Raw genomic sequence first — 14,542 nt, 5'->3', positions numbered from 1 at the left:
GCGGGGACGGCTCAGCCGCCGGAGACGCTCAGCTCGGCCTCGCGCAGGGCGCGGCGGAAGTCGTCGCTCAGGTCGCGCGAGGCGAGCCAGCCCTCGGGCAGGGAGACCTTCTTCGGGGAGCCGGCGCGGCCGCGGGGGCCTTCGGCCGGCTCACCGGGGTACGGCTGGTCCAGGTCGAGCGCCGCGAGCAGGTCGTCCAGCTCGACGAGCGTCGAGACCAGCCCGAGCGACCGCCGCAGGTCGCCGCCGACGATGTACCCCTTGAAGTACCAGGCCATGTGCTTGCGCATCTCGCGCAGGGCCTTGCCCTCCTCGCCGAACGTCTCGACCATCAGCTCGGCGTGCCGGCGCACGACGACGGCCACCTCGCGCACGGTCGGGCGCACGCGCACGTCCGAGCCCGCGAACGCGGCGGCCAGGTCGGCGAACAACCACGGCCGGCCCTGGCACCCGCGCCCGACGACGACCCCGTCGCACCCGGTCTGGGCCACCATCGCGACGGCGTCCTCGGCCGACCAGATGTCCCCGTTGCCGAGGACCGGGATGTCGGTGACGGCCTCCTTGAGGCGCGCGATCGCCTCCCAGTCGGCCGTGCCCGAGTAGTAGTCGGCCGCGGTGCGCGCGTGCAGCGCGACCGCCGCGACGCCGGCGTCCTGCGCGACCAGGCCGGCCTCGAGATAGGTCAGGTGGTCGGCGTCGATGCCCTTGCGCATCTTGAGGGTGACGGGCACGCCGTACGGCGCGGCGGCGTCGACGGCGGCGCGCACGATCGACGCGAACAGGTCCCGCTTCCACGGCAGCACGGCGCCGCCGCCCTTGCGGGTGACCTTGGGGACCGGGCAGCCGAAGTTCAGGTCGATGTGGTCGGCCCGGTCCTCGGAGGCGATCATCCGCACCGCGGCGCCGACCGTCGCGGGGTCGACGCCGTAGATCTGCACGGAGCGCGGCCGCTCGTCGGGCTCGTGCGCGATGATCCGCAGCGACTCCTCGCCGCGCTCGACGAGCGCCCGGGACGTCACCATCTCCGCGACGTACAGCCCGGCGCCGCTCTCGCGGCACAGCCGGCGGAACGCGGCGTTGGTCACGCCGGCCATCGGCGCGAGCACGACGGGCGTGTCGACGGTCAACGGACCGATCCGCAGGGGCGGCAGCAGTCGGACAGCGGTCTGGGTCACCTACCGATTGTCCCCTACGACCCGACCGCCCCCACCTTCCCCGCTAGGCGCCCAGCAGGCGGGTCGCCAGGTAGGCGGCCACCTGGTCGAGGGCCACGCGCTCCTGGGACATGTCGTCGCGGTGACGGATCGTCACGGCCTGGTCCTCGAGGGTGTCGAAGTCGACCGTGATGCAGAACGGCGTGCCGATCTCGTCCTGGCGGCGGTACCGGCGGCCGATGGCCCCCGCGTCGTCGAACTCGACGTTCCAGAACCCGCGCAGCTCGGCGGCGAGGTCGCGCGCCTTGGGCGACAGGGCCTCGTTCCGGGACAGCGGGAGCACCGCAGCCTTGACCGGCGCGAGCCGCGGGTCGAGCTTGAGCACGGTCCGCACGTCGACGCCGCCCTTGGTGTTGGGCGCCTCGTCCTCGGTGTAGGCCTCGACCAGGAAGGCCATCAGCGACCGGGTCAGACCGGCGGCCGGCTCGATCACGTACGGCACCCAGCGCTCGTTCTTGGCCTGGTCGAAGTACGACAGGTCCGTGCCGGAGTGCTTGGTGTGCGTCTTGAGGTCGAAGTCAGTGCGGTTGGCGACGCCCTCGAGCTCGCCCCACTCGCTGCCCTGGAAGCCGAAGCGGTACTCGATGTCGACCGTCCGCTTGGAGTAGTGCGACAGCTTCTCCTGCGGGTGCTCGTACAGGCGCAGGTTGTCCCGGGAGATCCCGAGACCCGTGTACCAGTCGGTCCGCGCGTCGATCCAGTACTGGTGCCAGGTCTCGTCCGTGCCGGGCTCGACGAAGAACTCCATCTCCATCTGCTCGAACTCGCGCGTGCGGAAGATGAAGTTCCCCGGCGTGATCTCGTTGCGGAAGGACTTGCCGATCTGGCCGATCCCGAACGGCGGCTTCTTGCGGCTCGTGGTGACGACGTTGGCGAAGTTGACGAAGATGCCCTGCGCGGTCTCGGGCCGCAGGTAGTGCAGCCCGGACTCCTCCTCGACGGGGCCGAGATACGTCTTGAGCATCATGTTGAAGTCACGCGGCTCGGTCCACGCGCCGCGCGTGCCGCAGTTGGGGCAGGCGAGGTCGGCGATGCCGTTCTCCGGCTCGCGGCCCTTCTTCTCGACGTAGGCCTCGATCAGGTGGTCCGCGCGGAAGCGCTTGTGGCAGCTGGTGCACTCGGTCAGCGGGTCGGTGAAGACCCCGACGTGGCCCGAGGCCTCCCAGACCTTGCGCGGCAGGATCACGGAGGAGTCGAGCCCGACGATGTCGTCGCGGCTCGTCACCATGGTGCGCCACCACTGCTTCTTGATGTTCTCCTTCAGCTCGACGCCGAGCGGGCCGTAGTCCCAGGCCGAACGGGTGCCGCCGTAGATCTCCCCCGAGGGGAAGACGAAGCCGCGGCGCTTGGCCAGGGAGATGACGGAGTCAAGACGAGAGGGCGCAGCCACGGAAGGAATCACCTTTGCACACGGGCCCCGACCTGGCTGGGCGGGACGAACAGCACAGGCTACCGCCGGGACCGCGACCCACCGCCGTGTCGGTCGCGGACCGATTACTGGTTTTGACAATGATTCTCATATCGTTGAGAATCATCCTCATGAACAAGTCCCCCTCTCGCGTCCTTCCTGCCCTCGCGGCGACGGCCCTGCTGCTCACGGGCTGCACCTCGGCCGCGAGCTCCGGCGATGAGGCGGGCACCGGTCAGGCGGCCAAGGTCGAGGTTCTTGCCTCGTTCTACCCGCTGCAGTACGTCACGGAGCAGGTGGGTGGCGATCGCGTCGAGGTCAGCTCGCTGACGCCGCCGGGCGCGGAGCCGCACGACGTCGAGCTCTCCCCCCGGCAGGTCCGGTCCGTCGGCGAGACGGACCTGGTGGTCTACCTCGCCGGCTTCCAGAGCGCGGTCGACGAGGCGATCGCGGCCCGCGAGCCCGCGCACGTCGTCGACGCGGCCGACACCGTCGACCTGATCGAGGGTCACGACGACCACGCCGAGGAGGAGGGTGCGGACGACGCCGGGCACGACGACGCCGGGCTCGACCCGCACTTCTGGCTCGACCCGGAGCGCCTCGCCCGGCTCGCCGCCCCCGTCGCGGCCGCGCTTGCCGAGGCGGACCCCGCGAACGCCGACAGCTACACCGCGAACGCCGCCGCGCTCGAGGCGGACCTCGCGGCCCTCGACACCGAGCTCGAGACCGGGCTCGCCACCTGCGAGCGGCGCGTCGTGGTGACCTCGCACGACGCGTTCGGCTACCTTGCGGACCGCTACGACCTCGAGCTCGTCGGCATCTCGGGGCTCGACCCCGAAGCCGAGCCCTCCCCGGCCCGGCTCAAGGAGATCGGCGACGTCGTCCGAGCCGAGGGCGTGACCACCATCTTCGGTGAGCAGCTCGTCAACCCCAAGGTCGCCCAGACCCTCGCCTCCGACCTCGGGATCACCTCCGACGTGCTCGATCCGGTCGAGAGCCTGACCGACGAGACTTCCGACTACCGTGGCGTCATGGAGAAGAATCTCACCGCCCTGCGCGCCGCCCTCGCGTGCACGTGACCCCGGCGGTCCTGGCCCGCGGTGTGCGGGTCGTCCTCAGCGGAAACGTGATCCTGCGGGGCATCGATCTCAGCGTCAATGACGGTGAGGTCGTCGCCCTGCTCGGGGCGAACGGCTCCGGCAAGTCGACCCTCGTCCGCGCGCTCGTCGGCGCGGTGCCGATCGAGTCCGGTGAGGTCGAGCTCCTCGGCAAACCGCTGGGTGGCGCGGTCGACTGGTCCCGCATCGGCTACGTGCCCCAGCGCGTGAGCGCGGCCACCGGGGTGCCGACCACCGCGGGCGAGGTCGTGACGTCCGGACTGCTGCACGGGCACCGGTTGCGCCCGCCCCGCCATGCCCGCCGGCTGGTGCTCGACGCCCTCGAGCTCGTCGGGCTGACGCACCACCTCGACCGCCCGGTGCGCGAGCTCTCCGGCGGGCAGCAGCAGCGCGTGCTGATCGCCCGCGCCCTGGTGCGCGACCCCGCCCTGCTGGTGCTGGACGAGCCCGTCGCCGGCGTCGACCTGCCCAGTCAGGAGGCGTTCGCCACCACGCTCGGCGCGCTGACCGCCCGCGGCCGGACGGTGCTCGTCGTGCTGCACGAGCTCGGCGCGATCGCCCCGCTGGTGCAGCGCGCCGTCGTGCTCCGCCACGGCGCCGTCGTGCACGACGGCGCCCCACCCACCCCCGCGCGCGAGCACGGCGACCCCGACCACGACCACGTGCATCCGCACGACCCCGACGAGGCGTTCGCCGACACCGGCGTGGCCGGACTGAGGTGGGAACCGTGATCGGCGACGAGATCGCCGGCATGCTCGGCGACCCGCTGATGCAGCGGGCCCTGCTCGCGGCACTGCTCGTCGGCCTCGCGGCCCCGGTGATCGGGACCTACCTCGTCCAGCGGCGCCTGAGCCTGCTCGGCGACGGCATCGGGCACGTCGCCCTCACCGGGGTGGCGCTCGGGTGGCTGGTCGGCAACGCCATGAACCTGGTGCCGCACGACGTGCTCGCCGTCCCCGGCGCGATCGTGACGGCCATCATCGGCGCCGTCGTCATCGAGCTGGTCCGCGAACGCGGGCGGACCAGCGGCGACGTCGCCCTCGCGCTGCTGTTCTACGGCGGGATCGCCGGCGGGGTGCTGCTCATCTCCCTCGCGGGCGGCACCAACGCCAACCTCATGGCCTACCTGTTCGGCTCGATCTCCACCGTCTCGACCGGGGACCTCTGGCTGACCGTCATCCTCACGGCGATCATCCTGGTCGTCGGCATCGGCCTGCGCACCGCACTGTTCGCGGTGTGCCACGACGAGGAGTTCGCCCGCGCCGCGGGGCTGCCGGTGCGGGTGCTCAACATCACCATCGCCGTGGTGGCGGCGCTCACCGTGACGGTCTCGATGCGCGTGGTCGGGCTGCTGCTGGTCAGCGCGCTGATGATCGTGCCCGTCGCGGTCGCCCAGCTGGTGGCGTCGTCGTTCCGGCAGACCATGGGGATCGCGATGGCGATCGGCGTGGTCGTGTGCGTGACCGGCCTGTCGATCACGTACTGGCGGGACCTGTCCCCGGGCGCCACGATCGTCGTGATCGCGATCGCGGTCTACGCGGTGGTCGCGCTGGCGCGCCCCCTGCTGGTGCGCTCCCGGTCGCACGATCCGCACCCCCAGGTGCCCGACGACGTCGAGGTCGCGGCGTGAGCGGACCCGCGGCGCACGCTGAGATCTGACATGGACGCGATCCCGTCGGTCCTCGGCCTGGACACGCTGACGTTCCCCGCGCTCGTCGCGGCGCTCTTCGTCATCGTCCTCGGCCGCGCGCAGGGCACCTACTGGCTCGGGCGCGCTGTCACAGCCAGCACGCGGCGGCTGCGTGCCGGCCACCGACCGACCGCGGGCCGCTGGGCCCGCTTCGCCGCCGCCGTCGAGCGCTGGTCGCACGGCCCCGGCGGACGGCGGGCGACCGCACTGCTGCATCGCTGGGGCCCGGTCGCGGTGACGCTGAGCTTCTTCACCATCGGGATCCAGACCGCCGTCAACGCGACCGCCGGCCTGACCCGGATGCGCTTCTCGCGGTACCTCGTCGCGATGCTCCCCGGCTGCCTGGCCTGGGCCCTGATCTACGCGACCGTCGGGTTCGCGGCGTTCTACGGGGCGGTCGCGCTCGCCGCGGGCTCGCCGTGGGCGCTCGCCGTCACGGCCCTGGTGGTGCTCGTCGGCGTCGGGGCGCTCCTGGTACGGCGCCGTCGCCAGGCCGAGCGGCTCGCGCCGATCACCCTGCTCGCCGCGCAGCGCGACGACCCCCGCTGACCCCGCCCTGCTGCGGCCGGGCGGTGTCGCAGGGCGGTGTCGCCGGGCGGTGTCGTGGGGCGTCAGGTTCCCGGCGCGTCGACGGCCGCGCCGTAACGACGGTCGCGACGGGCGTAGGTCTCCACGGCCCGCCACAGGGAGCGTCGGTCGACATCGGGCCACAGCTCATCGAGGAACACGTACTCCGCGTAGGCCGCCTGCCAGATCATGAAGTTCGACGTGCGCTGCTCCCCGGACGTGCGCAGGAAGAGGTCGACGTCGGGCAGGTCCGGCTCGTCGAGGTACGCGGCCACGGTCTTCTCGGTGACCTTCTCGGGGTCGAGGCGCCCCGCGGCGACCTCCCGGGCGATGGCCTTGGCGGCGTCGGCCACCTCGGCACGGCCGCCGTAGTTGACGCACATGGTGAGCGTGCACACGTCGTTGCCGAGGGTCAGGCGCTCGGCCTCCTCGAGCTCGTTGATCACCGAGCGCCACAGCCGCGGGCGCCGGCCCGCCCAGCGGACCCGCACCCCCCAGTCGTTCATCACGTTGCGCTGGCGGCGCAGCACGTCGCGGTTGAAGCCCATGAGGAAGCGCACCTCGTCGGGCGAGCGCTTCCAGTTCTCCGTCGAGAACGCGTACGCGGACACGTGCCGGACGCCGATCTCGATCGCCCCGGCGACCACGTCGAGCAGGGCGGCCTCCCCCGCCTCGTGCCCCGCCGTCCGCGGCAGGCCGCGGGCGTTGGCCCACCGCCCGTTGCCGTCCATCACGATCGCGACGTGCTGCGGGACGAGGTCGCGCGGGATGGCGGGCGGCCGAGCACCCGAGGGGTGCGGCGGCGGGGGGACGACGACGTGCGGGGTCCGCTCGGAACGGCCCCCCTCGCTCGTGCGGTCGCGCGCCATCAGACCCTCTCGACGAGCCGGAGCGAGCGCAGCTGACGCTCGAGGTGGAACTGCAGGAAGGCCGCCACGAGCCCGTCCGCCTCGCGACGATGACGCTCGTCGCTCGCGTCGGCCGTCCCCCACTCACCGCTCAGCAGGGCGGCGAGCAGGGCGAACGTCTCCTGGGCCGGTGAGGTCGCCCCGGGTTGGCGGCACACCCCGCACACGGCGCCGCCCTGCGCGACGGCGAACGAGCGGTGCGGCCCGGGCGCGCCGCACCGGGCACAGTCCGTGAAGCTCGGAGCCCAACCCGCGATGGACAGTGCGCGCAGCAGGTAGGAGTTCAGCACGAGGCTCGGCGAGTGCGCACCCTCGGCCAGCGCCCGGACGGCGCTGACGAGCAGCCGGAACTGCGCAGGTGCGGGTTCGCCCTCGGCCTCGACCAGCCGCTCGGCCGTCTCCAGCATCGCGGTGCCCGCCGTGTACATCGCGTAGTCCTGGCAGATGGGCCGCGCGAACGCGTGGATCGTCTCGACCTGCGTCACGATGTCGAGGCTGCGTCCGGCGTGCAGCTGGAGGTCCACGACCATGAACGGCTCGAGGCGCGCGCCGAACCGCGACGACGTGCGGCGCACGCCCTTGCCCACCGCACGCACCTTGCCGTGGGTGTGCGTCAGGAGGGTGACGATGCGGTCGGCCTCACCCAGCTTCTGGGTGCGCAGCACGATCCCCTCGTCGCGGTAGAGGCTCACGGGGCCATTGTTCCCTGCGCCGGTGACATCGGGGCACGCCCCACGCCCGCGGCAGCCGGTCAGACCCGGAACTGGCCGACGAGCTCGCGGAGCTCACCGCTCACCCGGGCCAGCTCACGGCCGGCTCGCTGGCTCTCCTCGACTGCGCCCGTGGTCGCTCGGGCGGCGTGCGCGACCCCGACGATGTTCGCGGCGATCGCGGTGCTGCCGGCGGCGGCCTCGGTGACCGACCGGCTCATCTCGTTGGTCGTCGCGGTCTGCTCCTCGACCGCGCTGGCGATCGTGGTCTGGAAGTCGTTGATCCGATCCACCACGTCACCGATCTGCGCGATGCCCGCCACCGCGCCCGCGGTGTCCGCCTGGATGCTCGCGATCCGCACCGTGATGCTCTCGGTCGCCCGCGCGGTCTCCTGGGCGAGCTCCTTGACCTCGTGCGCGACGACCGCGAAGCCCTTGCCCGCCTCGCCTGCCCGGGCCGCCTCGATGGTCGCGTTGAGCGCGAGCAGGTTCGTCTGCTGCGCGATCGAGGTGATCGCCTTGACCACGTCGCTGATCTCCGTGCTCGACTGGCCCAGCTTGGCGACCCGGTCGTTGGTCTCGCTGGCGATCAGGACCGCGCCGGCGGCGACCCGCGCGGCCTCGGACGTGTTCTGGGCGATCTCCCGGATGGACGCACCCATCTGCTCCGCACCCGCCGAGACCGTCTGGACGTTCCGGGACACCTCTTCGGCCGCGGCCGCCACGACGTCGGCCTGGCTCGAGGACTCGAGGGCGCTCACCCCGATCTGCTGCGACACCCCGGAGAGCTGGGTCGATGCCGTGCCGAGCTCCGCGGCGCTGCTGGCCACCCGCAGGACGACGTCGTGGAGCGCTCCCACGAAGGTGTTGAACGCGGCGGCGAGCGCACCGATCTCGTCGTCGCGGCCCTGGTGGACCCGCGTGGTGAGGTCGCCGTCGACCGCGTCGATCTCCCGGCGCAACCGACCGATCGGACGAAGGACGCCGAGGTTGAAGACCTGCCCGAGTCCGGCCAGGAGGACGACCGTGAGCACCAGGACCGAGGCCGAGACGAGCACGAGGTTGCGCTGGCCGTCCTCGAGCGCGGTGAGCTGTTCCCCGGTGCGCGCGTCGACGGTCGCCTGGATCGTGTCCAGCTGCGCGCCGATCGAGTCGCTCACGTCGACGTTCTTCGCGGTGACCGTGTCGGCGGCCTCGACGAACTCGCCGGCGAGAAACTCCTGGTACCCCTGGGCGAAGAAGCTGTCGTACCCGTCGATCGCGGTGCGCAGCTCGACCAGGACCGGTTCGAGGTCGGTGCCCGCCGCCAAGGCGTTGAGGGTGTCGTACTCGTCGTCGACCTGCGCGGCCCACGCGACCGCCTGCTGATAGGTCACGTCCGCGAGCTCGGCGCCCGCGGCCCCGCCCGTCGCGCCGACCAGGATGTACATGTTCGTGGCGCCGTCGTAGGCGAAGAAGTCGCTGCGCAGGTGCGACACCGCCGTCTGCAGCACGCTCGTCTCGGTGCGGAAGTCGCGGACGGTGCGTTCGGCTCCCAGCGCCTGCTGGAGCACGAACCCATCCACACCCGCGAGCACGAGCGCCAGCCCGCCGAGCGCCACCGCGCTCTTACGGCCAAGATTCCAGCTCATTCGTTGGACCACTTTCATCAGCGACTGGTTCCCGCTGGCGCAGAACGCACCACGGTATGAGTCACCGCCGCCGCGCGAGCAGGTGATCATCTGGGAGCCAGATCGGCAGCGGTACCCAGAGATGTGAGAAGTCGCCGCCCCGGAATCTGAACGATCGTTCAGAGTCCTACAGGCGCGGGTCCCCGACCACGAGCCGGTCCCGCCCGGACTCCTTCGCCTCGTGCAGCGCCGCGCTCACCGACGTGAGCAGGTCGGCCGGGTCGACGCTCGAGACGACCCCGACCGAGACCGTGATCGCGAGCCCGGCGCAGAGCACGGCCCAGTCGTGGGACCGGACCACGTGCAGGATGCGGTTCGCCAGCCCGAGGGCCACCCGCTCCGCCGCGACGACCGACCCGGTCGTGACCGGGTCGAGAAGGACCAGGAACTCGTCCCCGCCGTAGCGCACGATCCGGTCCTCGGAGCGCGAGGCCGTCCGCAGGAGCTCGACGAGCCGGACCAGCACCTGGTCGCCGACGACGTGCGAGAAGGAGTCGTTGACCCACTTGAAGTTGTCCACGTCGACGAACACGGCCGAGACCGGCACCAGGGGGCCGTCGAGCACGTCCGCGAGCACGCGCCGGTTGCTCGCACCGGTGAGCGCGTCCTGCCGGCTGAGCTCCGTGATCTGCGCCCCCTCCTCGATCAGCCGGTGCACGCGCACCCGGCTCTGGAGGTTGTCGAACCGGGCCTCGCGCTCGGACCACTGGCTCACCGCCAGACGCTGGTACATCGCGAAGGAACGGCTGACCGCCGGGTGATCGCCGAACTGACGCACGTACATCCGCATCAGCGCCGCATCCGCGATGGTCATCCAGGTCGTGCGTCGCTCGTCGACGGCGATCTCGCGCAGCTTGAGCAGGTGGTCCTGCGCCTCGTCGAACCGGCCGACCTCGACCAGCGCGGTGGCGAGGGCGAAGTGCGCGAGGAGCCGCTCCACCCGCTCGGTGCGCAGCTCGTCCCGGGTGAGGAGCTGCGGGATGACGTCCAGCGCGATCTGCGTCTCACCGAGCATCGTCGCGGCAAAGACCTCACCTGTGACCGCGAAGGTGTCGAACGCGCAACGCCCGGTCTGGGTGACGAGCCGGCGCAGCCAGGCGGCCCGGGACGCGCACACCACGAACTGCTGCGCCGCCGCGGCGGTGTCGCCGATCACCTGCAGGGCCAGACCCCACTCGGCCACCGTGTGCAGCGAGTCCGCAACCATCGTGATCGCGTCCCACGGTCGCAGCAGCCCGATCATCTGGCGCAGCTGCTTGTCGCTGGCTTCGAACAGGTCCACCCGGCGCAGCGCCAGCGCGATCGCACCGCTCGCCGAGACCTGGTTGTAGTCGCGCCCGTCCAGCACCCCGAGCATCACCGAGGCGCGGGCCAGGAGGTCGAGCGCACCGGCGCTGTCACCGCGCCCCGAGTGCGCGTTGGCCTTGAGCGCGAGCGCCTTGGCCTGCCAGTACGTGCGCAGGTCGTCCCGCGCGAGCACGAGGAGCTGCTCGGCGCAGTCCGAGGCTTCGTCCCCGCGACCGAGCTCGTTCGCGGCCAGGCCCCGGATGTACAGCGCGTACCGGAGCGTCTGGGCGTCCCCGACCGCCACGGCGAGCGTCTCGAGCGCCCGGCACATGAGGATGGCCCCGGGGGTGTCGCCGTCCTGGTAGGCCGAGTGCGCGACGTCGCTCAGGGCGTCGTAGACCCCGAACTCGCCCACCAGCACGACCGCATGCCGGTCGGTAGCCCCCTGACCCGATGCCCCCATCACGCCGGGCCCATCGACCACCGAGGCCTTGGGGTGAGGAGTTCGGGCCTCGATGCCCACCTGGTGGACATCGAGGCCCGGAACCACGGTCACCGCTCGGCGCGATTGACCGCCGAGATGATCGCCTTGAGCGACGCCGTCGTGATCGACGGATCGATCCCGACCCCCCAGAGCACCTTGTCGCCGACCGAGCACTCGACGTAGGCGGCCGCGGTGGCGTCACCGCCCTCGGAGAGCGCGTGCTCCGCATAGTCCAGCACGGACACGTCGACCCCGACCGTGGTCAGGGCGTCCACGAACGCCGCGATGGGGCCGTTCCCGGCCCCTTCGAGCGTGAGCGCACGATCGCCGTCGGTCAGGTCGACGCTGAGCGTGTCGGGACCGTCCCCGCCGCTCGACGCGCGCGTGCCGCGCAGCGCGAACCGGCCCCACTGCTCGAGCTCGCTGCCCGAACCGACCGGCAGGTACTCGTCGGAGAAGATCGTCCACAGGTCGTCCGCGGTGACCTCGCTGCCGGACGTGTCGGTGAAGGCCTGCACGGCGCGGGAGAACTCGATCTGCAGCCGGCGGGGCAGGTCCAGGTTCCGCTCGCTCTTCATGAGGTACGAGATGCCGCCCTTGCCGGACTGCGAGTTCACCCGGATCACGGCTTCGTAGGTGCGGCCGACGTCCTTCGGGTCGATCGGCAGGTACGGCAGCGCCCAGATGAGCTCGTCGGACGTGATGCCCGCGGCGGCCGCCTCGGCGTCGCGCGCCTCGAACGCCTTCTTGAGGGCGTCCTGGTGGGACCCCGAGAAGGACGTGTAGACCAGGTCCCCGCCGTAGGGGTGCCGCGGGTGGACGTCCATCTGGGTGCAGTGCTCCACCGTGCGGCGGATCTCGTCGATGTCCGAGAGGTCGAGCTGGGGGTCGACCCCCTGGCTGAACAGGTTCAGGCTCAGCGTCACGAGGTCCACGTTGCCGGTGCGCTCACCCTGGCCGAACAGGCAGCCCTCGACGCGGTCGGCGCCGGCCATCATCGCCAGCTCGGCCGCCGCGACCGCCGTCCCGCGGTCGTTGTGCGGGTGCACCGAGATCGCGATGTGCTCGCGGCGGGTGAGGTTGCGGCTCATCCACTCGATCTGGTCGGCGTACGTGTTCGGGGTCGCGCGCTCGACGGTGGCGGGCAGGTTGAGGATGATCTCCCGGCCCGGTTCGGGCTGGTAGACGTCCATCACCGCCTCGCAGACCTCGAGCGCGAAGTCGAGCTCGGTGTCGGTGAAGATCTCCGGCGAGTACTCGAGCCCGAAGACGGTCTGGTCGTCGAGCAGCTTCTCGGCGAAGTCGACGACGTCCTGGGTCCCCTTGATCGCCAGGTCCTTCGTCGCGCCGCGGTCGTTGCGGAAGACGACCTCGCGGAACACCGGGGCCGTCGCGTTGTAGACGTGCACGGTCCCCCGCGGGGTACCGATCAGCGAGGACACCGTCCGCTCGATGAGGTCCGTCCGGGCCTGGGTCAGCACCGAGATCGTCACGTCGTCGGGGATCGCGCCGTCGTCGATGATCGACCGCACGAAGTCGAAGTCCGTCTGGCTCGCGGCCGGGAACCCGACCTCGATCTCCTTGAACCCCATCCGCACCAGCAGGTCGAACATGCGGCGCTTGCGGCGCGGGTCCATCGGCTCGATGAGGGCCTGGTTCCCGTCCCGCAGGTCGGTGGACAGCCACCGCGGCGCCTGGGTGATCGTCTGCGAGGGCCACGTCCGCGCCGACAGGTCGTACCCGTCGAGCCCGGCGAACGGGCGGTACTTGTGGATCGGCATGGCGGTGGGCTGCTGCGCGGCGCGCACCTGCGAGTCGTGTCTCATCGGGTTTCCTTCGATTCGTCGGATCGGCCGGGGCGCGACGACCACCGCAACGAGGGACCGGCCGGGTCAGACCTCGTCGCGGCGACGAAGAAGGAGTCGCTGCCTGGATGAATCCACCTGTCAAGCCTACACGTCAGCCCACAGCCGCGAGGTCTCGTCCCGTGGTGACGATCAGTCGCCCCTGCACGACGTCGAGACGGCTCACCCGGGCAGGCAGCGCTGCGGTCCACTGCTCGCGGCCGTCCGCGGGATCGACCGCGGTGAGGACCGCGCCCCGGTCCGGGTCGAACCGCGGCACCAGCACCGTCCGCCCGTCGGTGAGCACCAGCTTGGCGTGGTTGCCCATCGGGATGTCCACGGTCCAGAGCATCAGCCCGCTGCGCGCGTCGAACGCCTCCAGCCCCCGCCCGGCGACCACGATCACCCGCCGGTCGAGCACGAGCGCACTCCCCCACGACGCCGCGCCGGCCGCCCACAGCACCTCACCGGTGGCGGCGTCGAGGGCGACGATCCCGCCGCGGTCCGCCGGTGCCGTCAGCAGCACATCGCCCGCCGAGCCGTCGTCGACCAAAGGTTCCAGGATCGGCCCGGGGATCGCGAACCCGTCGCGCGCGTCCGTCGCGGAGACCGTGCCGTAGTCCTCGTCGCTCAGGCCGACCCCACCGGCCTCCCCCACGGCGAACCGCCCGTCGGCCAGCACCGTGACGTCCAGCCCCCACCCGCCACGCACGGCCCAGTCGCCCCCCTCGAGGTGCCACTCGCCCAGCACGGTGCCGTCGAGCGCGAACGCCCAGGTCACCGGGCCGTTCGCGATGACCACCCCGTGCTGCACGACCGGGTACAGCCACGCGGGTCCCGCCGACGGCGTCCGCAAGACCGCCGGGCTGCGGAAGGACCACCGGGCCCGGCCCGAGACCGGGTCCCGGAGCGCCACGGACGCCCGCCCGTCCGGGAGCACCTCGGTGACGACCACGTCCGATCCGGCAGCGGCGATCGCGGAGTTGTCGCTGCGCAGCGAGTGCGTCGCCGTCCGCCGTCCCGTCGCCGTGGCCAGGACGACCAGCCGCGCCGGCTCGGCCACCTCGTCCCCGACGTCCCCGGCACCGGAGTCCCCCGCCCCGGGGGCGGCGACCCACGCGCCCGTCACGACGTGACACACGACGCGCGCGTCGTCGTCGGGCAGCGAGATGCAGCGGAGGCTGCCGCTCGCCGTCACCTCGGGGAACGACGCCGACCAGGACTGCTCGCCGGTGGCGCTGTCGACCAACGTCGCCCGGACGGCGCCCCGGGCGTCGCGACCGAACACGAGGAGGTCGTCGTCGCCGACGGCGGCCAGCTCGCCCCACCCCCAGGCCGGCAGCCGCCACCGTTCGGGCAGCGACCGGTCCAGCGGCGCGAGCACTCCCGGCAGGGCAGCGAGCCGGTCGGCGCGCTGGCGGGCCAGGAGCCCGGACACGAGCAGGCCGAGCGCGAGCACGGTGGCCGACGCGACGGCGACGACCCACCAGCGTCGCGCGGCGCGGATCAGCCGGCTCCGCAGGTCCGACCGATCGGCACCGGCGGCGCTGTCGGGACGGGTGCGCGCGCGGTCGTCCCGGTCGGTTTCGGTGACCTCGATCAGGTGGACCTGCTGGAGCTGGCCCCGCGCCATGTCTTCGAC

The 14,542-nt window shown here is 72.1% G+C and carries 12 protein-coding genes; 4 read left to right on the top strand and 8 right to left on the bottom strand.

Features of this window, described 5'->3' with window-relative positions:
• Positions 1-11 precede the first annotated feature (11 nt).
• Positions 12-1,175 carry a tRNA dihydrouridine synthase DusB gene (dusB, locus tag EUA98_RS02435; protein WP_130101074.1) on the bottom strand — a complete coding sequence of 388 codons (1,164 nt, stop codon included), beginning with the start codon at positions 1,173-1,175 and terminating at the stop codon, positions 12-14.
• 43 nt (positions 1,176-1,218) lie between these two features.
• Positions 1,219-2,604 (bottom strand): glycine--tRNA ligase, encoded by a 1,386-nt coding sequence (locus EUA98_RS02430; protein ID WP_130101073.1) that lies wholly within the window; start codon positions 2,602-2,604, stop codon positions 1,219-1,221.
• Positions 2,605-2,753: 149 nt separating this feature from the next.
• On the opposite strand from EUA98_RS02430, the gene EUA98_RS02425 reads away from it, so the two are divergent.
• The 4 genes from EUA98_RS02425 to EUA98_RS02410 are packed head-to-tail and all read left to right on the top strand — an operon-like array spanning position 2,754 to position 5,979.
• A complete protein-coding gene (locus EUA98_RS02425; RefSeq protein WP_130101072.1) occupies positions 2,754-3,701 on the top strand; it encodes a metal ABC transporter substrate-binding protein in 948 nt (315 codons plus the stop codon).
• Complete coding sequence (locus EUA98_RS02420; protein ID WP_130101071.1) at positions 3,692-4,471, top strand: metal ABC transporter ATP-binding protein; 780 nt, start codon at positions 3,692-3,694, stop codon at positions 4,469-4,471. The genes EUA98_RS02425 and EUA98_RS02420 overlap by 10 nt, the downstream gene beginning before the upstream one ends.
• Before the next feature lie 20 nt (positions 4,472-4,491).
• Positions 4,492-5,370: a metal ABC transporter permease gene (locus EUA98_RS02415; RefSeq protein ID WP_130101140.1), complete on the top strand. Its 879-nt coding sequence runs from the start codon at positions 4,492-4,494 to the stop codon at positions 5,368-5,370.
• Between the two features lie 30 nt (positions 5,371-5,400).
• Positions 5,401-5,979 (top strand): DedA family protein, encoded by a 579-nt coding sequence (locus EUA98_RS02410; RefSeq protein WP_130101070.1) that lies wholly within the window; start codon positions 5,401-5,403, stop codon positions 5,977-5,979.
• 62 nt (positions 5,980-6,041) lie between these two features.
• On the opposite strand, the gene EUA98_RS02405 is transcribed toward EUA98_RS02410, so the two are convergent.
• The 6 genes from EUA98_RS02405 to EUA98_RS02380 form a co-directional block, all read right to left on the bottom strand.
• Positions 6,042-6,866, bottom strand: coding sequence for an isoprenyl transferase (locus EUA98_RS02405; RefSeq protein WP_130101069.1), 825 nt, complete (start codon positions 6,864-6,866; stop codon positions 6,042-6,044).
• The gene (gene recO / locus EUA98_RS02400) at positions 6,866-7,597 is read right to left on the bottom strand and encodes a DNA repair protein RecO (protein WP_130101068.1); all 732 of its coding nucleotides are present in this window, start codon (positions 7,595-7,597) and stop codon (positions 6,866-6,868) included. The genes EUA98_RS02405 and recO overlap by 1 nt, the downstream gene beginning before the upstream one ends.
• Before the next feature lie 59 nt (positions 7,598-7,656).
• The gene (locus EUA98_RS20160; RefSeq protein WP_242511226.1) at positions 7,657-9,246 is read right to left on the bottom strand and encodes a methyl-accepting chemotaxis protein; all 1,590 of its coding nucleotides are present in this window, start codon (positions 9,244-9,246) and stop codon (positions 7,657-7,659) included.
• 166 nt (positions 9,247-9,412) lie between these two features.
• Positions 9,413-11,128 (bottom strand): GGDEF domain-containing protein, encoded by a 1,716-nt coding sequence (locus tag EUA98_RS02390; RefSeq protein WP_130101067.1) that lies wholly within the window; start codon positions 11,126-11,128, stop codon positions 9,413-9,415.
• Entirely contained in the window at positions 11,125-12,882 is a 1,758-nt protein-coding gene (leuA, locus tag EUA98_RS02385; protein WP_242511225.1) for a 2-isopropylmalate synthase, read from the bottom strand. The genes EUA98_RS02390 and leuA overlap by 4 nt, the downstream gene beginning before the upstream one ends.
• A 133-nt stretch (positions 12,883-13,015) precedes the next feature.
• Entirely contained in the window at positions 13,016-14,533 is a 1,518-nt protein-coding gene (locus tag EUA98_RS02380) for an outer membrane protein assembly factor BamB family protein (protein ID WP_130101066.1), read from the bottom strand.
• Positions 14,534-14,542: the final 9 nt, after the last annotated feature.

It is taken from the genome of Pengzhenrongella frigida (assembly GCF_004168625.1).
Classification (GTDB): Bacteria; Actinomycetota; Actinomycetes; order Actinomycetales; family Cellulomonadaceae; genus Pengzhenrongella; species Pengzhenrongella frigida.
Note: the sequence above shows the minus strand (reverse complement) of the source record. Positions and strands in the feature narration are given on the sequence as shown.